The organism is Variovorax multivorans (genome assembly GCF_051216835.1).
In the GTDB taxonomy this organism is placed as follows: Bacteria; Pseudomonadota; Gammaproteobacteria; order Burkholderiales; family Burkholderiaceae_C; genus Variovorax.
The window spans coordinates 390617-413340 of the sequence record NZ_JBPJZL010000002.1 but is presented as its reverse complement, the minus strand read 5'-3'; the positions used below and the strand labels follow the sequence as shown (position 1 = coordinate 413340).

Annotated in this window: 22 protein-coding genes and 2 pseudogenes; 18 read left to right on the top strand and 6 right to left on the bottom strand. The window is 63.8% G+C overall.

All coding sequences use genetic code 11. The annotated features are described in order from the left end of the window. Positions 1-8 precede the first annotated feature (8 nt). The 7 genes and pseudogenes from ACSFCA_RS05515 to ACSFCA_RS05485 all read left to right on the top strand — a co-directional run bounded on the left by ACSFCA_RS05515 (position 9) and on the right by ACSFCA_RS05485 (position 6546). Positions 9-1535, top strand: coding sequence for a sugar ABC transporter ATP-binding protein (locus ACSFCA_RS05515; protein ID WP_435458880.1), 1527 nt, complete (start codon positions 9-11; stop codon positions 1533-1535). Between the two features lie 16 nt (positions 1536-1551). Next, the gene (locus tag ACSFCA_RS05510) at positions 1552-2577 is read left to right on the top strand and encodes an ABC transporter permease (protein WP_093049123.1); all 1026 of its coding nucleotides are present in this window, start codon (positions 1552-1554) and stop codon (positions 2575-2577) included. A 42-nt stretch (positions 2578-2619) separates the two neighbouring features. Then, a complete protein-coding gene (locus ACSFCA_RS05505; RefSeq protein WP_097199861.1) occupies positions 2620-3573 on the top strand; it encodes an ABC transporter substrate-binding protein in 954 nt (317 codons plus the stop codon). A gap of 20 nt (positions 3574-3593) precedes the next feature. Next, a pseudogene (locus ACSFCA_RS05500) lies at positions 3594-4871 on the top strand (L-fuconate dehydratase). 25 nt (positions 4872-4896) lie between these two features. After that, positions 4897-5673, top strand: a complete 777-nt coding sequence (locus ACSFCA_RS05495; protein ID WP_435458879.1) for an SDR family oxidoreductase — start codon at positions 4897-4899, stop codon at positions 5671-5673. A 29-nt stretch (positions 5674-5702) separates the two neighbouring features. Beyond that, positions 5703-6032, top strand: a complete 330-nt coding sequence (locus tag ACSFCA_RS05490; protein ID WP_435458878.1) for an L-rhamnose mutarotase — start codon at positions 5703-5705, stop codon at positions 6030-6032. A 73-nt stretch (positions 6033-6105) separates the two neighbouring features. Beyond that, positions 6106-6546 carry a helix-turn-helix domain-containing protein gene (locus ACSFCA_RS05485; RefSeq protein WP_258350799.1) on the top strand — a complete coding sequence of 147 codons (441 nt, stop codon included), beginning with the start codon at positions 6106-6108 and terminating at the stop codon, positions 6544-6546. A gap of 13 nt (positions 6547-6559) precedes the next feature. Here ACSFCA_RS05485 and ACSFCA_RS05480 read toward each other — a convergent pair whose 3' ends face one another. The 3 genes from ACSFCA_RS05480 to ACSFCA_RS05470 all read right to left on the bottom strand — a co-directional run bounded on the left by ACSFCA_RS05480 (position 6560) and on the right by ACSFCA_RS05470 (position 10192). Further along, complete coding sequence (locus ACSFCA_RS05480; protein ID WP_258350798.1) at positions 6560-7894, bottom strand: MFS family transporter; 1335 nt, start codon at positions 7892-7894, stop codon at positions 6560-6562. Between the two features lie 132 nt (positions 7895-8026). Beyond that, a complete protein-coding gene (locus tag ACSFCA_RS05475; RefSeq protein ID WP_258350797.1) occupies positions 8027-9184 on the bottom strand; it encodes an alpha-hydroxy acid oxidase in 1158 nt (385 codons plus the stop codon). Between the two features lie 123 nt (positions 9185-9307). Further along, entirely contained in the window at positions 9308-10192 is an 885-nt protein-coding gene (locus ACSFCA_RS05470) for a LysR substrate-binding domain-containing protein (RefSeq protein WP_435458877.1), read from the bottom strand. Between the two features lie 118 nt (positions 10193-10310). Here ACSFCA_RS05470 and ACSFCA_RS05465 point away from each other — a divergent pair, with 118 nt between their 5' ends. Continuing rightward, a complete protein-coding gene (locus tag ACSFCA_RS05465; RefSeq protein WP_435458876.1) occupies positions 10311-11972 on the top strand; it encodes an L-lactate permease in 1662 nt (553 codons plus the stop codon). Here ACSFCA_RS05465 and ACSFCA_RS05460 read toward each other — a convergent pair. Next, positions 11950-12561, bottom strand: coding sequence for a TetR/AcrR family transcriptional regulator (locus ACSFCA_RS05460; RefSeq protein ID WP_435458875.1), 612 nt, complete (start codon positions 12559-12561; stop codon positions 11950-11952). The genes ACSFCA_RS05465 and ACSFCA_RS05460 overlap by 23 nt on opposite strands. Positions 12562-12647: 86 nt before the next feature. Here ACSFCA_RS05460 and ACSFCA_RS05455 point away from each other — a divergent pair, with 86 nt between their 5' ends. The 7 genes from ACSFCA_RS05455 to cynS all read left to right on the top strand — a co-directional run bounded on the left by ACSFCA_RS05455 (position 12648) and on the right by cynS (position 19123). Beyond that, positions 12648-13070, top strand: a complete 423-nt coding sequence (locus ACSFCA_RS05455) for a nuclear transport factor 2 family protein (protein WP_435458874.1) — start codon at positions 12648-12650, stop codon at positions 13068-13070. Positions 13071-13232: 162 nt separating this feature from the next. Next, positions 13233-14411, top strand: a complete 1179-nt coding sequence (locus tag ACSFCA_RS05450) for a sensor histidine kinase (RefSeq protein ID WP_435458873.1) — start codon at positions 13233-13235, stop codon at positions 14409-14411. Between the two features lie 309 nt (positions 14412-14720). Continuing rightward, positions 14721-15389: a response regulator transcription factor gene (locus ACSFCA_RS05445; protein ID WP_258350791.1), complete on the top strand. Its 669-nt coding sequence runs from the start codon at positions 14721-14723 to the stop codon at positions 15387-15389. Between the two features lie 219 nt (positions 15390-15608). Beyond that, complete coding sequence (locus ACSFCA_RS05440; RefSeq protein WP_435459056.1) at positions 15609-16892, top strand: CmpA/NrtA family ABC transporter substrate-binding protein; 1284 nt, start codon at positions 15609-15611, stop codon at positions 16890-16892. Between the two features lie 3 nt (positions 16893-16895). Continuing rightward, a complete protein-coding gene (gene ntrB, locus ACSFCA_RS05435; RefSeq protein WP_435458872.1) occupies positions 16896-17765 on the top strand; it encodes a nitrate ABC transporter permease in 870 nt (289 codons plus the stop codon). Between the two features lie 31 nt (positions 17766-17796). Beyond that, positions 17797-18639 carry an ABC transporter ATP-binding protein gene (locus tag ACSFCA_RS05430; protein ID WP_435458871.1) on the top strand — a complete coding sequence of 281 codons (843 nt, stop codon included), beginning with the start codon at positions 17797-17799 and terminating at the stop codon, positions 18637-18639. A 40-nt stretch (positions 18640-18679) separates the two neighbouring features. Next, a complete protein-coding gene (gene cynS / locus ACSFCA_RS05425) occupies positions 18680-19123 on the top strand; it encodes a cyanase (RefSeq protein WP_093018895.1) in 444 nt (147 codons plus the stop codon). A 4-nt stretch (positions 19124-19127) separates the two neighbouring features. Here cynS and ACSFCA_RS05420 read toward each other — a convergent pair whose 3' ends face one another. Both ACSFCA_RS05420 and ACSFCA_RS05415 read right to left on the bottom strand, forming a co-directional pair. Continuing rightward, a complete protein-coding gene (locus ACSFCA_RS05420) occupies positions 19128-19886 on the bottom strand; it encodes an SDR family oxidoreductase (RefSeq protein WP_258350787.1) in 759 nt (252 codons plus the stop codon). A gap of 162 nt (positions 19887-20048) precedes the next feature. Further along, the gene (locus ACSFCA_RS05415; protein WP_435458870.1) at positions 20049-20408 is read right to left on the bottom strand and encodes an Atu4866 domain-containing protein; all 360 of its coding nucleotides are present in this window, start codon (positions 20406-20408) and stop codon (positions 20049-20051) included. A 720-nt stretch (positions 20409-21128) separates the two neighbouring features. Here ACSFCA_RS05415 and ACSFCA_RS05410 point away from each other — a divergent pair. The 3 genes and pseudogenes from ACSFCA_RS05410 to ACSFCA_RS05400 form a co-directional block, all read left to right on the top strand. After that, positions 21129-21386: pseudogene (locus tag ACSFCA_RS05410) on the top strand (helix-turn-helix domain-containing protein); the annotation flags it as partial. A 147-nt stretch (positions 21387-21533) separates the two neighbouring features. Beyond that, positions 21534-21908, top strand: a complete 375-nt coding sequence (locus tag ACSFCA_RS05405; protein WP_435458869.1) for a hypothetical protein — start codon at positions 21534-21536, stop codon at positions 21906-21908. A 61-nt stretch (positions 21909-21969) separates the two neighbouring features. Beyond that, positions 21970-22524: a nucleoside 2-deoxyribosyltransferase gene (locus tag ACSFCA_RS05400; protein WP_435458868.1), complete on the top strand. Its 555-nt coding sequence runs from the start codon at positions 21970-21972 to the stop codon at positions 22522-22524. Positions 22525-22724: the final 200 nt, after the last annotated feature.

Here is a 22724-nt window from a genome sequence, read left to right as displayed (position 1 = left end):
GATTGCCCATGACGCAACCCATCGTCACCCTTCGCGACCTGAGCAAGTCTTTCGCCGGCGTGCGCGCGCTCGACAAGGCGCAGTTCGATCTGCTGCCCGGCGAAGTGCATGCGCTCATGGGCGAGAACGGCGCCGGCAAGTCCACGCTGATGAAGGTGCTGGCCGGCGTGTACCGCAAGGACTCGGGCGAGGTGCTGCTCGACGGCCAGCCCGTGGACATCGCGAGCCCGCGCGCTGCGCAGGCCCTGGGCATCGGCATCATCCATCAGGAGCTCAACCTGATGAACCACCTGAGCGCCGCGCAGAACATCTTCATCGGCCGCGAGCCGCGCGGGCGCTTGGGCCTCTTCATCGACGAAGAGGCCATGTGCGCCGAGACGCAACGCATCTTCGAGCACATGAACCTGCGGCTCGATCCGCGCACGCCGGTCGGCGAGCTCACGGTGGCCAAGCAGCAGATGGTGGAGATCGCCAAGGCGCTGTCGTTCGATTCGCGCGTGCTCATCATGGACGAGCCCACCGCCGCGCTGAACAACGAAGAGGTGGCCGATCTGTTCCGCATCATCGGGCGGCTGAAGTCGCGGGGCGTGGCCATTGTCTACATCTCGCACAAAATGGACGAGCTCAAGCGCATCGCCGACCGCGTGACCGTGATGCGCGACGGCCAGTACATCGCCACCGTGCCGATGGCCGAAACGCCGATGGATTCGCTCATCGCCATGATGGTGGGCCGCCAGCTAGCCGAGGTGGAAACCGACATGCCCGACACCTCCGGCAACGAGATCGTGCTCGAAGCCAGGGGCATTTGCCGCGGAACGATGGTGCGCAACGCGAGCTTCGTGCTGCGCCGCGGCGAGATCCTCGGCTTCGCGGGCCTGATGGGCGCGGGCCGCACCGAGCTGGCGCGCGCGGTGTTCGGTGCCGACCGTATCGACGCGGGCGAAGTCTTCGTGCACGGCAAGAAGGTATCGATCAAGTCGCCCGAGGACGCAGTGGCCCATGGCATCGGCTACCTGTCGGAAGACCGCAAGCACTTCGGCCTGGCCACTGGCATGGACGTCGAAACCAACATCGCGCTGCCGAGCATGAAGAAGTTCCTGTCGATGGGCCTGTTCATCGACCAGGCCGCCGTCGAGGCGGCCGGCGAGCGCTACGTGAAGCAGCTCAGCATCAAGACGCCTTCGGTGCGCCAGCAGGTGCGGCTGCTGTCGGGTGGCAACCAGCAGAAGATCGTCATCGCCAAATGGCTCCTGCGCGACTGCGGCGTGCTCTTCTTCGACGAGCCCACGCGCGGCATCGACGTGGGCGCCAAGGCCGAGATCTACCGCCTGCTCAACGAGCTTGCCGCGCAGGGCAAGGCCATCGTGATCATCTCTTCCGAGCTGCCCGAGATATTGCGCATGAGCCACCGCGTGCTCGTGATGTGCGAAGGCCGCATCACCGGCGAGCTGCCGGCGCGCGAAGCCTCGCAGGAAAAGATCATGCAGCTCGCCACCCGGCGTGAAACCACCGCTGCTGCTGCCGCCACCGCATGACGATTGGAGACACCCTTTGACGACCCCCACCGCCACCACCGCAGTCACGCCCGGCTTCTCGCTGAGGGCCCGGCTTTTTCGCCCCGCCACCAGGCAGAAGCTGCTGGCCTTTGCCAGCCTCGTCGCGCTGATGGTGTTTTTCAGCGTCGCGTCGCCGCAGTTTCTGCAGGCCGACAACCTCGTGAGCATCCTGCAGTCGACCGCGGTGAACGGCGTGCTGGCCATCGCCTGCACCTTCGTCATCATCACCGCGGGCATCGACCTCTCGGTGGGCACGCTGATGACCTTCTGCGCGGTCATGGCCGGCGTGGTGCTCACCTACATGGGCATGCCGCTCGCACTCGGCATCGCGGCGGCGATTCTCTTCGGCGCGCTGGCCGGCTTTGTCTCGGGCGTGCTGATTGCCAAGCTCAAGATACCGCCCTTCATCGCGACGCTGGGCATGATGATGCTGCTCAAGGGCTTGTCATTGGTGATCTCGGGCACCAAGCCGATCTACTTCAATGACACGCCGGACTTTCCGGCGATCTCGCAAGACTCGCTCATCGGCTACTTCATTCCGGCGCTGCCCATTCCGAATGCGGTGCTCATCTTGTTCCTGGTGGCGGTGGCCGCGAGCATCGTGCTCAACAAGACCATCCTGGGCCGCTACACCTTCGCGCTCGGCAGCAATGAAGAAGCGGTGCGCCTGTCGGGCGTGAACACCGACTTCTGGAAGATCGTGGTGTACACGGTGAGCGGCGGCATCTGCGGCATTGCGGGCCTCCTGATTGCTTCGCGGCTGAACTCGGCGCAGCCCGCGCTGGGGCAGGGCTACGAGCTCGACGCGATCGCGGCCGTGGTCATCGGCGGTACATCGCTCAGCGGCGGCACCGGCACCATCGTCGGCACGATCATCGGCGCCTTCATCATGAGCGTGCTCACCAACGGCCTGCGCATTCTTTCGGTCGCGCAGGAGTGGCAGACGGTGGTCACGGGCGTGATCATCATCCTGGCCGTGTACGCCGACATCCTGCGCCGCCGCGGCAGCAAGACGCACTGATCCCCGGTTTTCGTTTCGTTCTACAACCACAGGAGACTTCGCATGATCCAGAGAAGAACAGCCGTTGCGTGCACGCTGGGCGCGGCGCTCATCGGCCTTGCCGGCATCGCGCAGGCGCAGACCCAGGAGGTCTACATCCCGCTCGTGTCCAAGGGCTTCCAGCACCAGTTCTGGCAGGCCGTGAAGTCGGGCGCCGAGCAGGCGGCCAAAGACTACAAGGTCAAGGTCACCTTCGAAGGCCCCGAGACCGAGGCCATGGTCGACAAGCAGATCGACATGCTCTCGGCCGCGCTCGCCAAGAAGCCGCAGGCCATCGGCTTTGCCGCGCTCGACAGCCAGGCGGCCATTCCGCTGCTGAAGAAGGCGCAGGCCGCGAAGATTCCGGTGGTGGCCTTCGACTCAGGCGTGGACAGCGACATTCCGGTAACCACCACAACCACCGACAACAAGGCTGCCGCCGCGCTCGCAGCCGACAAGATGGCCGAGCTGATCGGCAAGAGCGGCGAAGTCGCGCTGGTGGTGCACGACCAGACCAGCCGCACGGGCGTCGACCGGCGCGACGGTTTCGTGAACCGCATCAAGTCGACCTACCCGAACATCAAGATCGTGAGCGTGCAGTACGGCGGCGGCGACCAGCTGAAGTCGACCGAGATCACCAAGTCGATATTGCAGGCCTCGCCCAATCTCAAGGGCATCTTCGGCGCCAATGAAGGCTCCGCCATCGGCGTGGTCAATGGCGTGAAGGAGATGAAGCGCAACGGCAAGGTCGTGATCATCGGCTACGACTCCGGCAAGCAGCAGAAGAACGCCATCATGGACGGCAGCATGGCCGGTGCCATCACGCAGAACCCCGTGGGCATGGGCTACAAGACCGTCGAAATGGCCGTGAAGGCCATCAAGGGAGAGAAGCTGCCGAAGGTGGTCGACACCGGGTTCTTCTGGTACGACAAGACCAACATCGCCGATCCGAAGATCGCTTCGGTGCTGTACGACTGATCGCTCGCCTGCAAAGTCCCATGACCATCGTCCGATCCATGCGCGTGCTCGACGTGCGCTTTCCCACCTCGCAGCATCTGGACGGCTCCGATGCGATGAACCCCGACCCGGACTATTCGGCGGCGTACGTCGTGCTCGAAACCGACCAGCCGGGGCTCGAAGGCCACGGCCTCACCTTCACCATCGGCCGCGGCAACGAGATCTGCTGCGCTGCCATCGAGGCGATGCGCCATCTGGTCGTGGGGCTCGACCTGGCATGGGTGGCCGAGGACATGGGGCGCTTCTGGCGGCACGTGACTTCTGACAGCCAGCTGCGCTGGATCGGTCCCGACAAGGGCGCGATCCATCTTGCGACCGGCGCGGTGGTCAACGCGATGTGGGACCTGTGGGCCAAGTCCGAAGGCAAGCCCGTGTGGCAGCTGGTGGCCGACATGAGCCCCGAGGAACTGGTGCGATGCATCGACTTTCGCTACATCACCGATTGCATCGCACCGGATGAGGCACTGGCCCTGCTGCGCGCGGCGGCCGTCGGCAAGTCTGAGCGCATCGCCGCGCTGTAGGCCGAGGGCTACCCCTGCTACACCACATCGGCCGGCTGGCTGGGCTACTCCGACGAGAAGTTGCGGCGCCTCGCACAAGAGGCTGTGGATGCGGGCTTCAACCACATCAAGCTGAAGGTGGGGCGCGACCTGCAGGACGACATCCGCCGCCTGCGCGTGGCGCGCGAAGTACTCGGGCCCGAGCGGCACCTGATGATCGACGCCAACCAGATGTGGGAGGTCGGCCAGGCCATCGACTGGGTGCGCCAGCTGGCGTTTGCCAAGCCGTGGTTCATCGAGGAGCCCACCAGCCCCGACGACGTGGAAGGCCACCGCAAGATTCGCGAGGGCATCGCGCCGGTGAAAGTGGCCACGGGCGAGATGTGCCAGAACCGCATCATGTTCAAGCAGTTCATCATGCGTGGCGGCATCGACGTGGTGCAGATCGACGCGTGCAGGCTCGGCGGTGTGAACGAGATTCTTGCGGTGATGCTGATGGCCGCGAAGTACAGGCTGCCCGTGTGCCCGCATGCAGGAGGCGTGGGGCTGTGCGAGTACGTGCAGCACCTGTCGATGATCGACTACCTTTGCATTTCGGGTACGCGCGAAGGCCGCGTGGTCGAGTATGTGGACCACCTGCACGAGCATTTCGTCGAACCCTGCGAGATTCGCAATGCGGCCTACATGCCGCCCAAGGGCGCGGGCTTCTCGATCACGATGAAGCCCGAGTCGCTGGAGCAGTACCGCTTTCGCGGGTAAGAGATTAGGAAAGGCATCGCACAGCATGGACCTGAATCTGAAAGACAAGGTGGTGATCGTTACCGGCGGCGGCAGCGGCATTGGTGCGGCCATTTCGATGACGCTGGCGCAGGAGGGTGCGGTGCCCGTGATCTGCGGGAAGAACCCGCTCGAAGCGCCTTTTGAAGAAGCATTGCTTGCATTGCAGCCGCGTGCGCGGTTCTTCCAGTTCGAGCTGATGGAAGAGGCCGCCTGCGCGAAGGCCATTGCCGATACCGCCGCCGAGTTCGGCCGCATCGATGGCCTGGTCAACAACGCAGGCGTGAACGACAGCGTGGGGCTGGAGGCGGGACGCGAGGCCTTCGTACGTTCACTCGAACGCAACCTCATTCATTGCTACGTGATGGCGCACTACTGCCTGCCGCACTTGAAGGCCAGCCGTGGCGCTATCGTCAACATCTCGTCGAAGACAGCGATAACGGGGCAGGGCAACACCAGCGGCTACACCGCGGCCAAGGGCGGGCAACTGTCGCTGACGCGCGAATGGGCCGCTTCGTTGCTGGAAGACGGCGTTCGCGTGAACGCGGTGATTCCGGCCGAGGTGATGACGCCGCTGTACCAGCGCTGGATTTCCGCGTTCGACGAGCCCGATCGCAAGCTCGCGGAGATCACAGACAAGATTCCGCTCGGCCGCCGCATGACGACGCCGCAGGAGGTTGCGGACAGTGTCGTGTTCCTGCTCTCGGAGCGCGCCTCGCACACCACGGGGCAATGGGTTTTCGTGGACGGCGGCTATACGCATCTGGACCGGGCGCTGACCTGATTGATTCCCTGCTTTGATCGGAACAAGCCATGCGCCATTTCCTGGCCCTCGATTTGAAAGACGACCCCGCGCTGATCGCCGAGTACGAGGCTTATCACCGCAGCATCTGGCTCGAGGTGCGCGAGCACCTGAATGCGCACGGCATAACGGGCATGGAGATCTACCGGCTCGGCACGCGGATGGTGATGCTGATGGAAACGGACGATGCACGCTACGACGCCGATGCCATGGCGCTTGCCACGCAGAACAACCCAAAGATCAGGGAGTGGGAAGACCTGATGTGGAAGTTCCAGGCGCCCACGCCCTGGACGCCTGAAGGGGAGAAGTGGGTCGCAATGACGCGGATCTTCGCTTTGTAATCAAAAGATTCAAATTTGATCCAAGATTTGACATTCTTGTCCCGTGTTTACATTTGCTGGGCACAATGCCGGCATGCCAAACATTGCATCCATCCTTAAATCTGAAATCTCGCGCGTCGCCCGCAAGGAAGTTCGCGCAGAAATGGAAACCCTCAAGAAGGCATCGGTTCATCACCGCGCGGCCATAGCGGCATTGCGCCGCCAGGTGAGTTCGCTGGAGAAGGAACTGCGCAACGTTGCCAAAGGCACGGCCCGCAGTGCACGCGCCAGCGAACCCGACGAGTCGGATGAAGGCGGAACCAAGCGCCGGTTCAGTGCCGGGCGCCTGGCTGCGCATCGTACGAAGCTGGGTATTTCTGCCGCGTCTTATGGAAAGCTGGTGGGTGTGTCGGGCCAGACGATCTACCACTGGGAACAGGGCAAGGCCCGGCCCAGGGCCGCGCAACTCGAGAACCTTGCTGCGGTGCGCGGGCTGAGCAAGCACGAAGTGGTGCAGCGGCTGGAAGCCGAGTAGCCGCGAATAGCCGTCAGTGATCGTGATGAAGGTAGCTCGCTTGCCTCGGCAGGCGCAAGCTCACCAGGAACGCGATCACCATCATCGCGCTCACGTACCAGAAGAACGCCGACTCATGTCCCAGTGACTTGAGCCCCAGCGCCACGTATTCCGCCGATCCACCGAAGATCGCGTTGGCCACGGCATAGGCCAGACCTACGCCCAGGGCCCGCACCTCGGGCGGGAACATCTCCGCCTTCACGATCCCGCTGATCGACGTGTAGAAGCTCACGATGGCCAGCGCCACAATGATCAGCACGAAGGCCATCACCGGGCTCGTCGTGTGCTGCAGTGCGGTAAGGATGGGCACGGTCGTCAGTGCCCCCAGTCCGCCGAACAGCAGCATGTTGTTGCGCCGCCCGATGCGGTCAGACAGCGCGCCGAACACCGGCTGCATGCACATGTAGGCGAACAGCGCCCCGGTCATCACATAGCTCGCGGTCTTGATGGGCAGGTGCACCGTGTTCACCAGGTACTTCTGCATGTACGTGGTGAAGGTATAGAAGATCAGCGAGCCGCCGGCCGTGTAGCCCAACACCGTGAGGAAGGCGGGCGTGTGGTGCCTGAACAGGCCGGCCATGCTGCCGGCCTCCTTGTTCTTCTTCGCTTCGTCGGTTTGCGTTTCATGCAGCGTGCGGCGCAGCAGCAGCGCGACAACCGCTGCGATGGCGCCGATGACGAACGGAACACGCCAGCCCCAGGCCTTGAGTTCGGCCTCGGTCAGCAGCTGTTCGAGCACCACGATCACCAGCACCGCGAGCAGCTGCCCGCCGATCAGCGTGACGTACTGGAACGACGAGAAGAAGCCGCGCTGGCCGCGCAGTGCCACCTCGCTCATGTAGGTGGCGGTGGTGCCGTATTCGCCGCCAACCGACAGCCCTTGGAACAGGCGGCAGATCAGCAGCAGGAAGGGCGCCCACGCGCCGATCTGCGCATAGGTCGGCAGGCACGCGATGACGAGCGAGCCGGCGCACATCATCGTCACCGAGATCAGCATCGACGTCTTGCGCCCCAGCCGGTCGGCCACGCGGCCGAAGAGCCAGCCGCCGATGGGCCGCATCAGGAAGCCGGCCGCGAACACGCCAGCGGTGTTCAGCAACTGCGCAGTAGGGTCCGATTTGGGAAAGAAGGCCGGCGCGAAGTACAGCGCCGAGAACGCATACACATAGAAGTCGAACCACTCGACCAGGTTGCCGGAAGAGGCCGCCATGATCGCGAAGACGCGATGGCGCTTTTCTTCGGCCGTGTAGTGCGGGGGTGGCGAAGCAGAGGCCGCTGGGCCTCCCGGAACAGGCGTGACTGCGCTCATGGTGCCTTCTTGTGCCGTGCAGGCAATGTTGTTGTTGCCAAAACATTCTGCGCCGGCAGGGGGCTGCGGCGTGTCGGTCAACGCCGCATCGGCCTACCCCCGAAGTGGCCTTCGGAAGGCCCTCAGGCAAGCCTAGAACGTACCGGGCAGCAGGATGCTCGAATCGACCTCATCGATGTTCGTGCGGCCGCAGAAGGCCATCGTGATGTCGAGCTCCTTGTGAATGAGCTGCAGCGCGCGCGTCACGCCCTCTTGCCCGTAGGCGCCCAGGCCATACAGGAAGCTGCGGCCGATCATGGTGCCGCGTGCACCCAGCGCGCGGGCCTTGAGCACGTCTTGCCCGCTGCGGATGCCGCCGTCCATCCACACCTCGATCTCGGTGCCCACCGCGTCGACGATGGCGGGCAGCGCCGCGATGGACGATGGCGCGCCGTCGAGCTGCCGGCCGCCGTGGTTCGACACGATGAGCGCATCGGCGCCGCTCGAGGCTGCAAGGCGCGCGTCTTCCACATCCATGATGCCCTTGAGGATGAGCTTGCCGCCCCAGAGCTTCTTGATCCATTCGACGTCGGCCCAGCTCAGCGCGGGGTCGAACTGCTCGGCGGTCCACGAGGACAGCGACGACAGGTCTTTCACGCCCTTGGCGTGGCCCGCGATATTGCCGAAGGTGCGGCGCTTGGTGCCCAGCATGCCCATGCACCAGCGCGGCTTGGTCGCGAGGTTGATCAGGTTTTTGATGGTGGGTTTGGGCGGCGCCGTAAGGCCGTTCTTGATGTCCTTGTGGCGTTGGCCAAGGATCTGCAGGTCGAGCGTGAGCTGCAGGGCCGTGACGTTGGCGGCCTTGGCGCGCTCGATCAGGCGCTCGATGAAATCGCGGTCCTTCATCACGTAGAGCTGGAACCAGAAGGGGTGCCGGTCGGTGCCTTCGGCAATGTCTTCGAGCGAGCAGATGCTCATGGTCGACAGCGTGAACGGAATGCCGAAGGCCTTGGCCGCGCGGGCCCCAAGAATTTCGCCGTCGGCGTGTTGCATGCCGGTGAGCCCGGTGGGCGCAATGGCCACGGGCATTGCAGCCTCCTGGCCAACCATGGTGGTGCGGGTGGAGCGGCCTTCCATGTTCACGGCCACGCGCTGGCGCAGCTTGATCTTCTGGAAGTCGCTCTCGTTGGAGCGGTAGGTGCCCTCGGTCCAGGCGCCGGAGTCGGCGTAGTCGTAGAACATCTTCGGCACACGCCGCTTGGCGATCACCCGCAGGTCTTCGATGCTGGTGATCTTGGAAAGGTCGGACACGGGCTGTCTCCTGGCTGGTTCTTGTGGGTTGACGAAGGCGAACCGGCCATTATCGGCAGGCGCCCCGGCGCGCCATCTGAAAAAAGCCGGGCTCGCAACTGAAAAAAATTCAGATCGACCGCTTCACTCGCGCAGGGCCTCGCGCAGCCACTCGACGAAGGTCGCGCACTCCCAGCGTTCCATGGCACCGGGCCGCCAGCACAGGAAGTAGGCGTTCGGCGAGGGCACGCTGCGCGGCGACAGCCGCACCAGTCGCCCGTTGTCGAGCCAGGCGCTGCCCAGCCGCAGGTGCATCAGCACCACGCCGAAATCTTCAGCGGCCGCGTCGAGCGCCAGCCCGAGGTCGTTGAACTGGTGCCCCGTGGCCGGCTCGGGCAGGCCCACGCCGCAGGCCTTGAACCAGGTGCGCCACGACTCCAGCGGCGTGCGCAGCAGTTGCGCGCGCGACACCTCGGCATCGGTGGCAAAGCCCTCGAATGGGCCGTGGCGCTTCAGGTAGGCGGGGCTGCACACCGGCGAGACCTCGTCGGCCAGCAGTTGGAAGAACTCGCGGTCGTGAAAGGGCCCGGTGCCGAAGCGCAGTTCGATGTCGGCTTCTTCGACCGTGATGTTGCGCACCGGCGTGGTCACCTGCAGCATCAGCTCGATGTTCGGGTACGCGTCGCGAAACCGCGCGAGCCGCGGCAGCAGCATCTGCCGCGAGAAGGTCGGCGTGACCGCCACGCGCAGCCGCCGCACCTGCGACTCGGGCTCGCGGCCCGGCACCTGCTGCAGCGCCGCAATGGCCTCGCGCACGCGCGCCAGGTAGGCCATGCCGTCGGCGCTGAGGCTGAAATCGCTACCCACGAAGAACTTCAGGCCCAGCAGCAGTTCGAGCTGGCGGATGCGGTGGCTCACCGCGCTGGGCGTCACGCTGAGCTCTTCGGCGGCGAGGTTCACGCTGCGCAGGCGTGCAACGGCCTCGAAGGCCTGCAGGCCCTGGGTCGAGGGGAGACGCGGAGAAACCATCTTTTGCTGGCGAGGGGAGCGGGTTAGGATGGTAGCGAACGCTTTCGGCCGCTCGTGGCAGGACCATTCCCGCCTCGTGTTGCCGACTCAAAAAGATTCCAACAACGAGGACAAGCGCATGGTCTGGCAACAGGTTTACAACCCGTTCGGCAACATGATCGTATCGACGGCACTGGCCGCGATACCGGTGGTGGTGATGCTGGTGTGCCTGGGGTTGCTTCACGTCAAGGCGCACTACGCGGCGGGGCTCGGCCTGCTGAGTGCGGTAGTCATCGCGGTGTTCGCGTTCGGCATGCCGGCCGACATGGCGGGCAAGGCGGCCTTTCTGGGCGGCATCACCGGCCTGCTGCCCATCGGCTGGATCGTGCTGAACATCATCTTCCTGCAGCAGCTCACGCAGCAGAACGGCAGCTTCCAGATACTGCAGGACTCGATTGCCGGCATCACAGAAGACAGGCGCCTGCAGCTGCTGCTCATCGCCTTTGCCTTCGGCGCCTTCTTCGAAGGTGCGGCGGGCTTCGGCACGCCGGTGGCGGTTACGGCCGCCATCCTCATCGGACTTGGCTTCTCGCCGCTTGCGGCATCGGGACTCTCGCTCATCGCCAACACGGCGCCGGTGGCCTTCGGCGCGCTGGGCACGCCGGTCATCACGCTGGCCAAGGTGCACGGCTACGACCTGATGGCGGTCACCGCAATGATCGGGCGGCAGCTGCCGTTCTTCTCGCTGCTGGTGCCGTTCTGGCTCATCTGGGCCTTCGCCGGGCGCAAGGGAATGGCTGAGGTGTGGCCGGCCATCCTGGTGACGGGCGTGTCCTTCGCGATTCCGCAGTTCCTGGTGTCGAACTACATCGGGCCCGAACTGGTGGACATCATCGCGGCCATCGTGTCGATGGTGTGCCTGGTGCTGTTCCTGCGCGTGTGGAAGCCGAAGAAGATCTGGACCTCGGTGTCGCTCAAGGGGCACGAAACCGACGGTGGCGAGGCCGGCCCGGCCGTTGCGCCCGCGAAGCATTCGAGCGCTGCCGTGATTCGCGCCTGGACGCCGTGGCTCATCCTCACCGTGTTCGTGTTCATCTGGGGCCTGCCGGTGGTGAAGACCTGGCTCAACGGCATCTTCGCGCCCAACTTTCCCATCGACGGGCTGCACAACATGATCGAGAAGGTGGCGCCGGTGGTGCCCAAGCCGACGAAGGAAGGCGCGGTGTACCAGTTGCTGCTGCTCTCGGCCACGGGCACCGGCATCCTGTTGTCGGCCGTCGTGGGTGGGCTGGTGATGAAGTACAACCCGATCCAGCTCGTGGCCGCCTATGGCCGCACGCTGTGGCTGGTGAAGTTCTCGCTGCTCACCATCATGCTGATGCTCGCGCTGGGCACGCTCACGCGCTACTCGGGGCTGGACACCACACTGGGCCTGGCCTTTGCCAACACCGGCGTGTTCTATCCCTTCTTCGGCACGCTGATGGGCTGGCTGGGCGTGGCGCTCACGGGCTCCGATACTGCGTCGAATGTGCTCTTCGGCGGCATGCAGAAAGTGGCGGCCGACCAGCTGGGCCTGAGCCCGAACCTGATGGGCGCGGCCAACAGTTCGGGCGGCGTGATGGGCAAGATGATCGATGCGCAGTCGATCGTGGTGGCCTCCACCGCCACGCGCTGGTTCAACCATGAAGGCGAGATCCTTCGCTACGTGTTCTTCCACTCCATCGCGCTGGCCTGCCTCGTGGGCTTCTACGTGACCTTGCAGGCTTATGTGTGGCCGTTCACGCTGATGGTCGTGAAGTGACGAGCGTGGCTGTCAGCGCCTGAAGCAAGCGGCGCAGGTCGTCGACCGCTTCGCGCGCGAGTGCGGCGTTGCCCATCTGCGCCTTGACGATCGCGCCGTCGACACCCAGCGCAGCCGCTTGCGCAATCGCCATGCGCTGTGGTCCGTCGGGCATGAGGCCCGCAATTACCTCGACCATCTCGCGCTTGTGCTCGCGCGCGATGTCGCTGGCGCCGGCCACGCTCGTGCCCACTTCCACCACCGAGTTGATGAACGCGCAGCCGCGGAACACCGGGTCGGCAAACCACTCGGCCATCACATCGGCCAGCATCTCCAGCGCCTGCGCATCGCCGATGCGCTGTTGCGCGCCGCGCCGGCCCAGCGCATCGATGAACCATGCCATCCATCGTCCGTGCCGGTGGTCGAGAAAGGCACGCACCAGATCGTCCTTCGAAGGAAAGTGCCGATAGAAGGTGACCTTGGTGACGCCCGACGCGGCAATGACGCGGTCGATGCCGGTGGCGCGAATGCCGTCGGCATAGAAGAGGTCGTGCGCGGTGAGCAGGATGCGCTCGCGTGCGGGGAGCGCAGAGATGGCGGAGATGTCCATGCCGCGATTGTAGGCATGTAGACAGGTCTGTCTACGTGTGGCACATTGCGGCGCATTCCCCTTCACCACTTCAACGAAAGACCCTCATGGAATCCCGCCCGCCGCTGCCGCCCTTCACCCTCGAATCGGCCACGAAGAAAGTCCAGGCCGCCGAAGACGCCTGGAACTCGCGCGACCCCGTGCGTGTGAGCCTGGCCTACACGCCCGACACCGAATGGCGCAATCGCGCGGAGTTCGTCAATGGCCGCGAGCAGGTGGTCGAGTTCCTGTCGCGCAAGTGGGTGCGCGAGCTCGACTACCGGCTGAAGAAGCAGCTGTGGGCTTTCATGGACAACCGCATCGCGGTGCGCTTCGAGTACGAATGGCACGACGATGCGGGCCAGTGGTATCGCAGCCACGGCAACGAGAACTGGGAGTTCGCGGAGAACGGCCTGATGCAAAGGCGCTTTGCGAGCATCAACGACCAGCCCATCAAGGAGGCGGAGCGCAAGTTCCATTGGACCCGTTGACCCCGTATTGTTCCCTCTCCCCTTGGGGAGAGGGCTAGGGTGAGGGCAGCAGCCTCGACATCGTCGCGCTCCATCCATCGCCGACGCACCCTCACCCCAACCCTCTCCCCAAGGGGAGAGGGAGCAAGACCCCCAGGCACGGCTGTTGCTTGCTTTTGGTGCATGGAGACGCCCGTACTGAACCCCACCGCCAGCCACCCGCTCTGGCAGCACCAGCTTGGCCTGCTGCTGGAGTCGACGGGCGAGGGCATCTTCGGCATCGACCTCGACGGTCATTGCATGTTCATCAACCGGGCAGGCGCGCAGATGCTCGGCCACGAGGTGCGCGACGTGCTCGGCTCGAACATGCACGAGCTCACACACCACTCGCACCCCGACGGCTCGCACTACGCCGACACCGACTGCCCCATCTTCAACGCCTTCAGACGCGGCCTGCCGTGCCGCATCGACACCGAGGTGTTCTGGCGCCGCGACGGCACCGCCTTCGCAGTCGAGTATTCGAGCCACCCCATCATGGACGGCGCGCAGGTGCGCGGCGCCGTCATTACCTTCGTCGACATCACCGAGCGTCGCCGCCAAGCTGAAGCATTGCAGCAGGCAAAGGACGAACTCGGCCTGCGCGTGCAGGAGCGCACCCGCGAACTCAGCGACGCGCTGGTGCAGCTGCGTGAACTATCTGCCTGGCTCGACAAGGTGCGCGAGGACGAACGCACCCGCATCGCGCGCGAGGTGCACGACGAGCTCGGAAGCCTGCTGGTGGCGCTGAAGATGGACGTCAACTGGATCGGCAAGCGCTTGGGCGAACAGCAGGAGCGCACGCCCGACGCGGCACAAGCCATGCGCGACCAGATGCGCTGCAAGTGCACGAACATGAGCCAGCTCATCGAACGCGCGGTAGACAACGTGGGGCGCATCATCACCGACCTGCGTCCCAGCATCCTCGACCACCAGGGTCTGTGGGCCGCGCTCGAATGGCAGGCGCACGAGTTCGTGCAGGCGGCGGAGCTCGAACTGGATTGGCGCTTCGACGTGCCGCCCGGCGTGGAGCTGCCCGAGCCTGCGGCTATTGCAGTGTTCCGTATCTTCCAGGAGATGCTGAGCAACGTCGGCCGGCATGCGCGGGCGCACAGCCTCGACATTCGCATCGGTGTCGAACAAGGGCAGTTGGGCATCAGCGTGCGTGATGACGGCGTCGGCGCACCAGCGCAGGCCTTCGAGGCGGCCACTTCCTACGGTGTGCTCGGCATGCGTGAGCGTGCGCGCCACTTCGGCGGGCGCATAGATATCGAAAGTCGTGTGGGGGAGGGCAGCACCTTCTGCTTGCACCTGCCGCTGCCATGAAGCCCTGTCTTTCGATTTGCTGCGTTGGTTCGGGGCGCGATCACGCCGATGGGGTACCTTGCTCCGCGAATGTCCCCCGGCCTTCGGCCTCCTCCTTTATTTCGCTGCGCAAGGCACCCCATCGACGTGATCGTTCAGCGCAACGGTTGATCGGCCGGCACTACAGCCGCGTCCATGTGCGAATGGCATCGGGTGCTCCCCGCAGCGAAATAAAGGAGGAGGCCGCAGGCCGGGGGACATTCGCGGAGGGGAGTACCCGGTGTCATTCGCACGCACCCCGAACAAGAAGAACAAGCACGGACCAATGAGATGACCGACATCCGCGTACTGATAGCCGACGACCACCGCATCGTGCGAGAGGGCCTCAAGCAGATGCTCGGCGATGTCTCCAACGGTCTCCCTACCATGACCGTACGAGCCGAAGCGCAGACCGGCCAAGAAGTGCTGGAGGCGGTACAGGCGCTCGGAGGCCAGGAAGGACTCGACGTGGTCCTGCTCGACATCGCGCTCCCGGGCCGCGACGGCCTCGACGTGCTGCAGGCCCTGCGCAAGCAGTGGCCCACGCTCCCGGTGCTGATGCTCAGCACCTACCCCGAGAAGCAGTACGCCGTGCGCTGCATCAAGCTAGGCGCCTCGGGCTACCTCAACAAGAGCGCCGATTCCGACGACATGGTCGGTGCGGTGCGCAAGGTAGCGGCCGGTGGGTTGTACGTGTCGGCGGCCACGGCCGAGGCGCTGGCCACTGCCGTGGGCCGTGGCGCAGGGCAGGGCGCCGAGATGCTCTCGCACCGCGAGCATCAGGTGTACCGCCTGCTCAGCGCCGGGCACAGCGTGAGCGAAATCGGTGCACAGCTGGGCCTGGCGCCCAACACCGTGAGCACCTACCGCGCACGCATCCTCGAAAAGACCGGCACCAAGAACGACGTGGAACTCGCCCTGTATGCCGAACGCCACGGCAAGCAGGGTGCGACTGGCTGAAAACACGGCCGGCGTGCACCGGCTTGTAGTGCCAGCCCTACAAGGCCTCGACATCGGCGGCACGATCTGAAGCCGCACCGCGCCGGACGGCCGCAAACGGGGCATTTCCGGCCCGGCGCTTGCAACGGCTGCTGCATCTTTCCAACGAGGTGCACCACCATGTCCAGCCCGCTCGAACCGACCGCCTGCGATCCCTACGATGCCGACCGGCCACTGAACATGCGCTGCGCCTGCGGGCGCGTGCACGGCGCGGGTGTGCTGCCAGAAGACAAGCTCGAAGCCAGTCTCATGAAGGCGCTGTTCCCCGTCGACAGCGTGCGGCGCGGCTTCCTGCGCGCCGTGGGCGCCAACACCGCGCGCGCCGCCATCGCCTCGGTGTTTCCGCTCGGCGCGCTGCAGGCCATGGCGCAGGAGAAGGCGCCGCTGGAGAAGACCAAGCTCAAGATCGGCTTCATTCCCATCACCTGCGCTACGCCGCTCATCATGGCCCACCCGCTGGGCTTCTATCAGAAGCAGGGCCTCGACGTGGAGGTGGTGAAGACGGCGGGCTGGGCGCTCATCCGCGACAAGATGCTCAACAAGGAGTACGACGCCACGCACTTCCTGTCGCCCATGCCGCTGGCCATTTCGATGGGCGCGGGCTCCAACGCGGTGCCCATGAACGTCGCGACCATCCAGAACACCAACGGCCAGGCCATCACCCTGGCCAACAAGCACAAGGACAGGCGCGACCCCAAGACCTGGAAGGGCATGAAGTTCGCCGTGCCCTTCGAGTACAGCATGCACAACTTCCTGCTGCGCTACTACGTGGCGGAAGCGGGCCTGAACCCCGACACCGACATCCAGATCCGCGTGGTGCCGCCGCCCGAGATGGTGGCCAACCTGCGCGCCGGCAACATCGACGGCTACCTCGGCCCCGATCCGTTCAACCAGCGCGCCGTGTTCGAGGAAATCGGCTTCATCCACCTGCTCACCAAAGAGCTGTGGAACGGCCACCCGTGCTGCGCCTTCGGCTCCTCGACCGAGTTCATCGAGAAGAACCCCAACACCTTCGCCGCGCTGGTGCGCTCGGTGCTCACCGCATCGGCCATGGCGCGCGACCCGAAGAACCGCGAGCTCATCGCGAAGGTGATCGCGCCCGCGCAGTACCTGAACCAGCCCGAGACCGTGCTCATGCAGGTGCTCACCGGCAAGTTTGCCGACGGGCTGGGCAACATCCGCACCGTGCCCGACCGCGCCGACTTCGACCCTATCCCCTGGCAGTCGATGGCCGTGTGGATGCTCACGCAGATGAAGCGCTGGGGCTACGTGAAGGGCGACATCAACTACAAGCAGATCGCCGAGAAGGTCTTCCTGCTCACCGACGCGAAGAAGCGCATGAAGGACCTGGGCCAGGCCGTGCCCGATGGCGCCTACCCCAAGTTCACCATCATGGGCAAGGTGTTCGACCCCGCGAAGCCAGACGACTACGTCAAGAGCTTCGCCATTGCGAAGATGGCCTGAGCCATGCCGAAGAAGGCCCTCTCGCTCAAGGCGGCGCTGGTGTCGCTGCTGATGTTCCTGCTGCTGGTCGGCGTGTGGCAGCTGGCTACCGCGCCGACTACCGGTGCCTCCGCCGCGACTGGCATGACAGCCGAGCAGATCGAATACCAGAAGATGCTCGGCAAGGATCCGACGCAGGGCCAGGTGAAGAGCTCGGGCTTTCCCACGCCGGCCGAGATGGGCGCCACCGCGTGGAAGCACCTGTCGAATCCGTTCTACGACAACGGCCCCAACGACAAGGGCATTGCCATCCAGCTGGCCTATTCGCTGGCGCGCGTGGGTCTGGGGTTTGCGCTGGCGTGCCTGGTTGCGGTGCCGCTGGGCTTCGTCATCGGCATGTCGCCGCTGCTGCACAAGGCCTTCGATCCGTTCATCCAGGTGCTCAAGCCGATCTCGCCGCTGGCGTGGATGCCGCTGGCGCTCTACACCATCAAGGACTCGTCGGTCAGCGGCATCTTCGTGATCTTCATCTGCTCGGTGTGGCCGATGCTGCTGAACACGGCCTTCGGCGTGGCCTCGGTCAAGCGCGAATGGCTCAACGTGGCCAGCACGCTCGAGGTGAAGCCGCTGCGCCGCGCGTTCCGTGTGATCTTGCCGGCGGCAGCGCCGACCATCCTCACGGGCATGCGCATCAGCATGAGCATTGCGTGGCTTGTCATCGTGGCGGCCGAGATGCTGGTGGGCGGCACGGGCATCGGCTACTTCGTGTGGAACGAGTGGAACAACCTGTCGCTCACCAACGTGATCTTCGCGATCTTGCTGATCGGCGTCGTGGGCATGCTGCTCGACCAGGCCTTTGCGGGCCTGCAGCGGAAGGTGACGTATGTGGAGTGAGCGCACCGATCTTCCGACTCAAGGCGAAGTCATGACCGAACCCGTTGCATCCACTGCCATCGCCGAGGCGCCGGGCGCCCGCGGCTTCCTGCGCATCGAAGGGCTGGCCAAGGCCTTCGTGCCCGCGCGGCCCGTGTTCGCGGACGTGTCGTTCACGCTCGACCGTGGCGAATTCGTCTGCATCATCGGCCACTCGGGCTGCGGCAAGACCACCATCCTCAACGTGCTGGCGGGCCTCGACCAGGCCAGCGCGGGCCACGTCTTCATGGATGGGCGAGAGGTGGCGGGCCCCAGCCTGGAGCGCGGCGTGGTGTTCCAGAGCCATGCGCTCATGCCGTGGCTCACCGTGCGCAAGAACATCGCGTTCGCCGTGGTCTCGCGCTGGCCCGACTGGTCGGCCGCGCAGGTCGATGCGCAGGTGGAGCGCTTCGTGGCCATGGTCGGCCTGCAGGCAGCCATCGACAAGAAGCCATCGCAGCTTTCGGGCGGCATGAAGCAGCGCGTGGGCATTGCGCGCGCCTTTGCCATCCAGCCCAAGATGTTGCTGCTCGACGAGCCCTTCGGCGCGCTCGATGCGCTCACGCGCGGCACCATTCAAGATGAATTGATGGCCATCGTGCGGCAGACGCAGCAGACCGTCTTCATGATCACGCACGACGTGGACGAGGCCATCCTGCTGGCCGACCGCATCCTGCTGATGACCAATGGCGCCGACCTGCCGCAGGGCGGCTACCGCGCGGGGAACATCGTCGAGACGGTGGTCAACCCGCTGCCGCGCGAGCGCACGCGTGCCTCTCTGCACCACCTCGACGGCTACTACGCGCTGCGCAATCACATCGTCGACTTTCTCGTCACGCGCGCGAAGGCGTCGTGAGCCTTCCGCTTTTCTTCAATCCAATCAGGAGCAAACCCGCATGAACCGCAACGACGTCACCGAGAAGATCATCACCGTCAAGGTGAGCAAGGGCATCCAGTGGGCCGACGTGGCCAGGAAGGTCGGTCTCTCGAAAGAATGGACCACCGCCGCCTGCCTCGGCCAGATGACGCTCGACGACAAGCAGGCCAAGATCATCGGCAAGATCTTCGGCCTTACCGTCGAAGAGCAGAAGTGGCTGCAGGTGGTGCCCTACAAGGGCTCGCTGCCCACGCCCGTGCCGACCGATCCGCTCATCTACCGCTGGTACGAGGTGGTGAGTGTGTACGGCACCACCATCAAGGAGCTGATCCATGAAGAGTTCGGCGACGGCATCATGAGCGCCATCGACTTCAGCATGGACATCCAGCGCCAGGCCGACCCGAAGGGCGACCGCGTCAACGTGGTGCTGTCGGGCAAGTTCCTGCCCTACAAGACCTATTGAATTACTACTGAACGTACACGGAGGGATGCGGCTTCTGCCTGCCGGGCGGCCGCATCGTTCCGGCCGTGATGCCGTAGCCCTCGATGGCCCCGGCAATCGACCGGGCCACCGCATCCACCGGCACTGCAAGGCGCCGGTTCGTGCGCATGCGTTCGCGGGCGTAGCTGGCCGCGATGCGTTCAGCCAGCGGATCGCTTGGGCCGTGCACGTCGGGGCTCACCACCGTCACGTGCAGACGGCCGGCGTGCTCCTGCCGCAGCCCTTCGGAGATCGCGTTCACCGCGTACTGCGTGCCGTGGTACACGGCCGAGTTGGGCGACACGCCCTGCATCGCCACAGGCGCCACGTTCACGATGTGGCCCCAGCCCTGCTCCTGCATCGTCGGCAGCACGGCTGCGATGCCGAGCAGCACGCCGCGCAGGTTCACGTCGATCATGAGTTCCCACTCCTCGATCTTGCGGTTCCACAGCGGCGACATCGGCATCACGCCCGCGGCGTTGACCAGCACGTCGATCTGCTCATGCGTTTCGAGGGCGAACTCGGCAAAGGCTTCCACGTCGGGCCGGTGCGTCACGTCGAGCCGCTGAAAGCTCGCCGTGCCGCCCGTGGCCTCGATCTCGGCCACGAGTGCCGCGAGCCTGTCGGTGCGGCGCGCACCGAGCACCACCTTGGCGCCGCGCCGCGCAAGCAGCCGCGCGGTCGCTTCGCCGATGCCGCTGCTCGCGCCGGTGATGAGAACGACTTTTTCCTGGATTGCGGTCATGGAGAACTCCTCGTGCTGGTCTGGTTGCCGTGGGGCTCACACAGAAAGGAGCGTGAGCCGGGCATGGAAAGAAGTTTCGCTTCCGAGGTGCCTGAGGTGGTATCCGAATCGAACGTGGTTTTTGCCTGATCCTGCAAAACGCGAGGCCGATCCGGTTGCCGCTCAGCGCCGCATAGTGCTTTTGCTTTCGCGGTAGAGCACCATGCCCGCGTGGTACAGCACGCCGTTGCGGAACTCGCCGTCGGCCGTGAAGCCGGTGTCGTCGACGTAGTCGATGTGATTGCCGGTGAGCGTGTAGCGGCCCTGGTAGGCGCTTTGGCGCGTGCCGCGGGCTTCGTCGTAACGGCCGTTTGGAAGCAGTTCGTGGCGGATATGGCCGTCTTGTGTCACCCACATGCCCACGTAGCGGTTCGGGTCTTCGAGCAGCCTGGGGCGTTGCGACTGGGCCTGCGAAGGCCCGGAGGCCATGGCGAGGGACAGCGAGAGCGCGGTGAGTGCGCCGGTGCGATGTGCGGTGTTCATGGTGCGCCTTGGTTCGTGAATGGAGGGAGCGTCCATTCTTGAAAAAGGCGCGGGCGGGGCGGTAGTCGCTTTATGCGAGTTTCTTGCCTGATTCCCCGGTGGTTGGAGTTCTGTACAAGAGGACGGTAGCGCTGCCTATGGCACTGATTCGCTGTTGAGGCTCAGTGTTGGCAAAGCACTCTTCGAGGCCTAAAGAGGTGCGAGGTGCGTCGCGCCCCGAATCTCGGTCTTCCCACTAGCGGCAAGAGGACAGGCCCAAGCGCGGACTTGCCGCATTACGCAATGCCGCCCTGACGCCGTTGGCCTCGCTCGAAGTGAGCATCGGCGTTGAGGCCATCAATGATCTTGAGTTGGCACGTCCAAATGTCGGCGTGAGACAAAGTGAGGTAGGTATCTTGATTGAGGTAAATCACTAGGGCCAATTTCGGAATGCAGGGCTTACGATAGTTAGGTTTGCCGCGTAGTGCTTAAAAATAATTGACCGAAATAGTCATTGAAAGCAGTGTTGAACGGTTGATGGGGCGAAAATTTTCTGAGCGAAATGCGATAAATCCGTTGACTTCACTGGCAGTTGGAGGTGTTTGGGTAATTCTTGCGAGGCTCTCATCTTGAGGTGTTGTTTACCGTCGAAAATTGACCCAGCTAGCGCAGTAATTTCCGTCTAAGACTGACCCACGTAAAACCCTACCCTGCTGTTTTTTAAAGCAGGGGATCCTAGGAGTGATAGACGTGGCGACATTGAGTGTCATCAGACGTTGGGCCCTGCGCGAGCAGATGTCCATCCGCGAGATAGCCAGGCGTACAGGCCTGTCTCGCAACACCGTAAAGAAGTACCTGCGAGGCGGCGAAGAAATGCCGCGCTACGCCAAGCGGACGGGCTCGAGCAAGCTCGATCCCTATGCCGAGAAGCTCGCGACCTGGCTCGCGATCGAGGCCACCAAATCGCGGAAACAGCGGCGCAATCTGCGGCAGATCCACACACTCAACCTAAAAAGGAGAACACCAAGCACTTATCCACACCGTGAAGCCTTCAAGCTCACAAAGCGGGTGGGTCAGTATTCAATGGAAATCTAGGGTCAGAGATCGGCGGAATTCAACACACTGGGCTTAGTTGAAGCCATAGGAATGGTCGAGGTTATTGGACGTCAGAAATTCGAAACAAAAAATCGTGTTTCGCTTATTTTGTTGGATAGCAATTTTGAAATTGCGCTGAAAGAATTCATTGTTCATCGTAAAGATTTATTCCCTTCTTATAAGTACAACAATGTAAAACTTGGTCAGCTTTTTGGGAATCGAACGGAAGTGGTTAAGGAGGTTTCAGTCCATGTGAAATTCCCCAAGGTTCTTCTTGCGAAGGTTGGGCACTACTACGATCTGCGGAACAATCTAGTTCACCAGAGAGCTACGATCCCAATTTCGGATGCGGACATCCAGGACTACCGGGATGTAATCGAAAAAGTACTCAAGAAGCTCTTCAACTTGAAGTTTCCAGACGAATGAGGTAGTCGCGATTGGCAAACTTGATTCATACTATTTAGCTCATATTGAGCTGAGCATAAAAATGAAAGATGCTCTGTTGATGAATGAATCTCTTGAAACTTCGATGCGTCCGTGGATTTATCTGGCTGGCCCCGATGTCTTTCGTCCAGATGCAAGAAACCATTTCGTCAGACTCGCAGCAACTTGTGAATCGCTGGGCCTCGCAGCACTACTGCCCGCCGACGGCAACGAGGAGCAAACCCCCGACGCCCCGGAAAAGCAGATCTACCAAGCCAACATGCAGCGCCTTCGCAGTGCAGACGGTGTCGTTGCCAACCTCCAGTGCTTCAGAGGCATGGAGCCCGATTCCGGCACGGTGTTCGAAGTCGGCGCGGCGATCGCGCTGGGGATTCCGGTGGTGGCCTACGGCGTGCCCGAGGGCAGCTACGCAGATCGCGCGCGTGTGGCTTTGCGATGCGAGGTCGACGCGAACGACGTGCTGCGCGAAAGCGGCACCGGCATCGCGGTCGAAGACTTCGGCCAACCGCTGAACCTGATGCTGGCCTGCTCGATCCACATCGAGCCGACGCCGGAAGCGGCGCTGAAGAAGATGGCCCAATTGCTCGCTACCCGGTGACAGCGTCGCGTTGTTCCGAGCAAGGCATCCGCAACGTCTGCCGCCTCGACCAACCAGAAAGCCGGATTCGCGATTTTGCTGCCCGCTCTTGACTTAGAGCGCGCTCCAACTTTTAGCATCGTTTCCATGGCATCCCATCCAACCATTGCCGAGGTCACGCAGCGAACTGGTCTGGGTACGCACACGCTGCCCTGCCGCGA

Coding starts and splice junctions, on each gene's coding strand:
- cynS (WP_093018895.1), top strand. CDS start 18,680: ATGAACCGCAACGACGTCACCGAGAAGATCATCACCGTCAAGGTGAGC.
- ACSFCA_RS05460 (WP_435458875.1), bottom strand. CDS start 12,561: ATGGACATCTCCGCCATCTCTGCGCTCCCCGCACGCGAGCGCATCCTG.
- ACSFCA_RS05430 (WP_435458871.1), top strand. CDS start 17,797: ATGACCGAACCCGTTGCATCCACTGCCATCGCCGAGGCGCCGGGCGCC.
- ACSFCA_RS05505 (WP_097199861.1), top strand. CDS start 2,620: ATGATCCAGAGAAGAACAGCCGTTGCGTGCACGCTGGGCGCGGCGCTC.
- ACSFCA_RS05415 (WP_435458870.1), bottom strand. CDS start 20,408: ATGAACACCGCACATCGCACCGGCGCACTCACCGCGCTCTCGCTGTCC.
- ACSFCA_RS05440 (WP_435459056.1), top strand. CDS start 15,609: ATGCGCTGCGCCTGCGGGCGCGTGCACGGCGCGGGTGTGCTGCCAGAA.
- ACSFCA_RS05455 (WP_435458874.1), top strand. CDS start 12,648: ATGGAATCCCGCCCGCCGCTGCCGCCCTTCACCCTCGAATCGGCCACG.
- ACSFCA_RS05420 (WP_258350787.1), bottom strand. CDS start 19,886: ATGACCGCAATCCAGGAAAAAGTCGTTCTCATCACCGGCGCGAGCAGC.
- ACSFCA_RS05495 (WP_435458879.1), top strand. CDS start 4,897: ATGGACCTGAATCTGAAAGACAAGGTGGTGATCGTTACCGGCGGCGGC.
- ACSFCA_RS05515 (WP_435458880.1), top strand. CDS start 9: ATGACGCAACCCATCGTCACCCTTCGCGACCTGAGCAAGTCTTTCGCC.
- ACSFCA_RS05445 (WP_258350791.1), top strand. CDS start 14,721: ATGACCGACATCCGCGTACTGATAGCCGACGACCACCGCATCGTGCGA.
- ACSFCA_RS05480 (WP_258350798.1), bottom strand. CDS start 7,894: ATGAGCGCAGTCACGCCTGTTCCGGGAGGCCCAGCGGCCTCTGCTTCG.
- ACSFCA_RS05405 (WP_435458869.1), top strand. CDS start 21,534: ATGGTCGAGGTTATTGGACGTCAGAAATTCGAAACAAAAAATCGTGTT.
- ntrB (WP_435458872.1), top strand. CDS start 16,896: ATGCCGAAGAAGGCCCTCTCGCTCAAGGCGGCGCTGGTGTCGCTGCTG.
- ACSFCA_RS05485 (WP_258350799.1), top strand. CDS start 6,106: ATGCCAAACATTGCATCCATCCTTAAATCTGAAATCTCGCGCGTCGCC.
- ACSFCA_RS05400 (WP_435458868.1), top strand. CDS start 21,970: ATGAAAGATGCTCTGTTGATGAATGAATCTCTTGAAACTTCGATGCGT.
- ACSFCA_RS05470 (WP_435458877.1), bottom strand. CDS start 10,192: ATGGTTTCTCCGCGTCTCCCCTCGACCCAGGGCCTGCAGGCCTTCGAG.
- ACSFCA_RS05465 (WP_435458876.1), top strand. CDS start 10,311: ATGGTCTGGCAACAGGTTTACAACCCGTTCGGCAACATGATCGTATCG.
- ACSFCA_RS05490 (WP_435458878.1), top strand. CDS start 5,703: ATGCGCCATTTCCTGGCCCTCGATTTGAAAGACGACCCCGCGCTGATC.
- ACSFCA_RS05450 (WP_435458873.1), top strand. CDS start 13,233: ATGGAGACGCCCGTACTGAACCCCACCGCCAGCCACCCGCTCTGGCAG.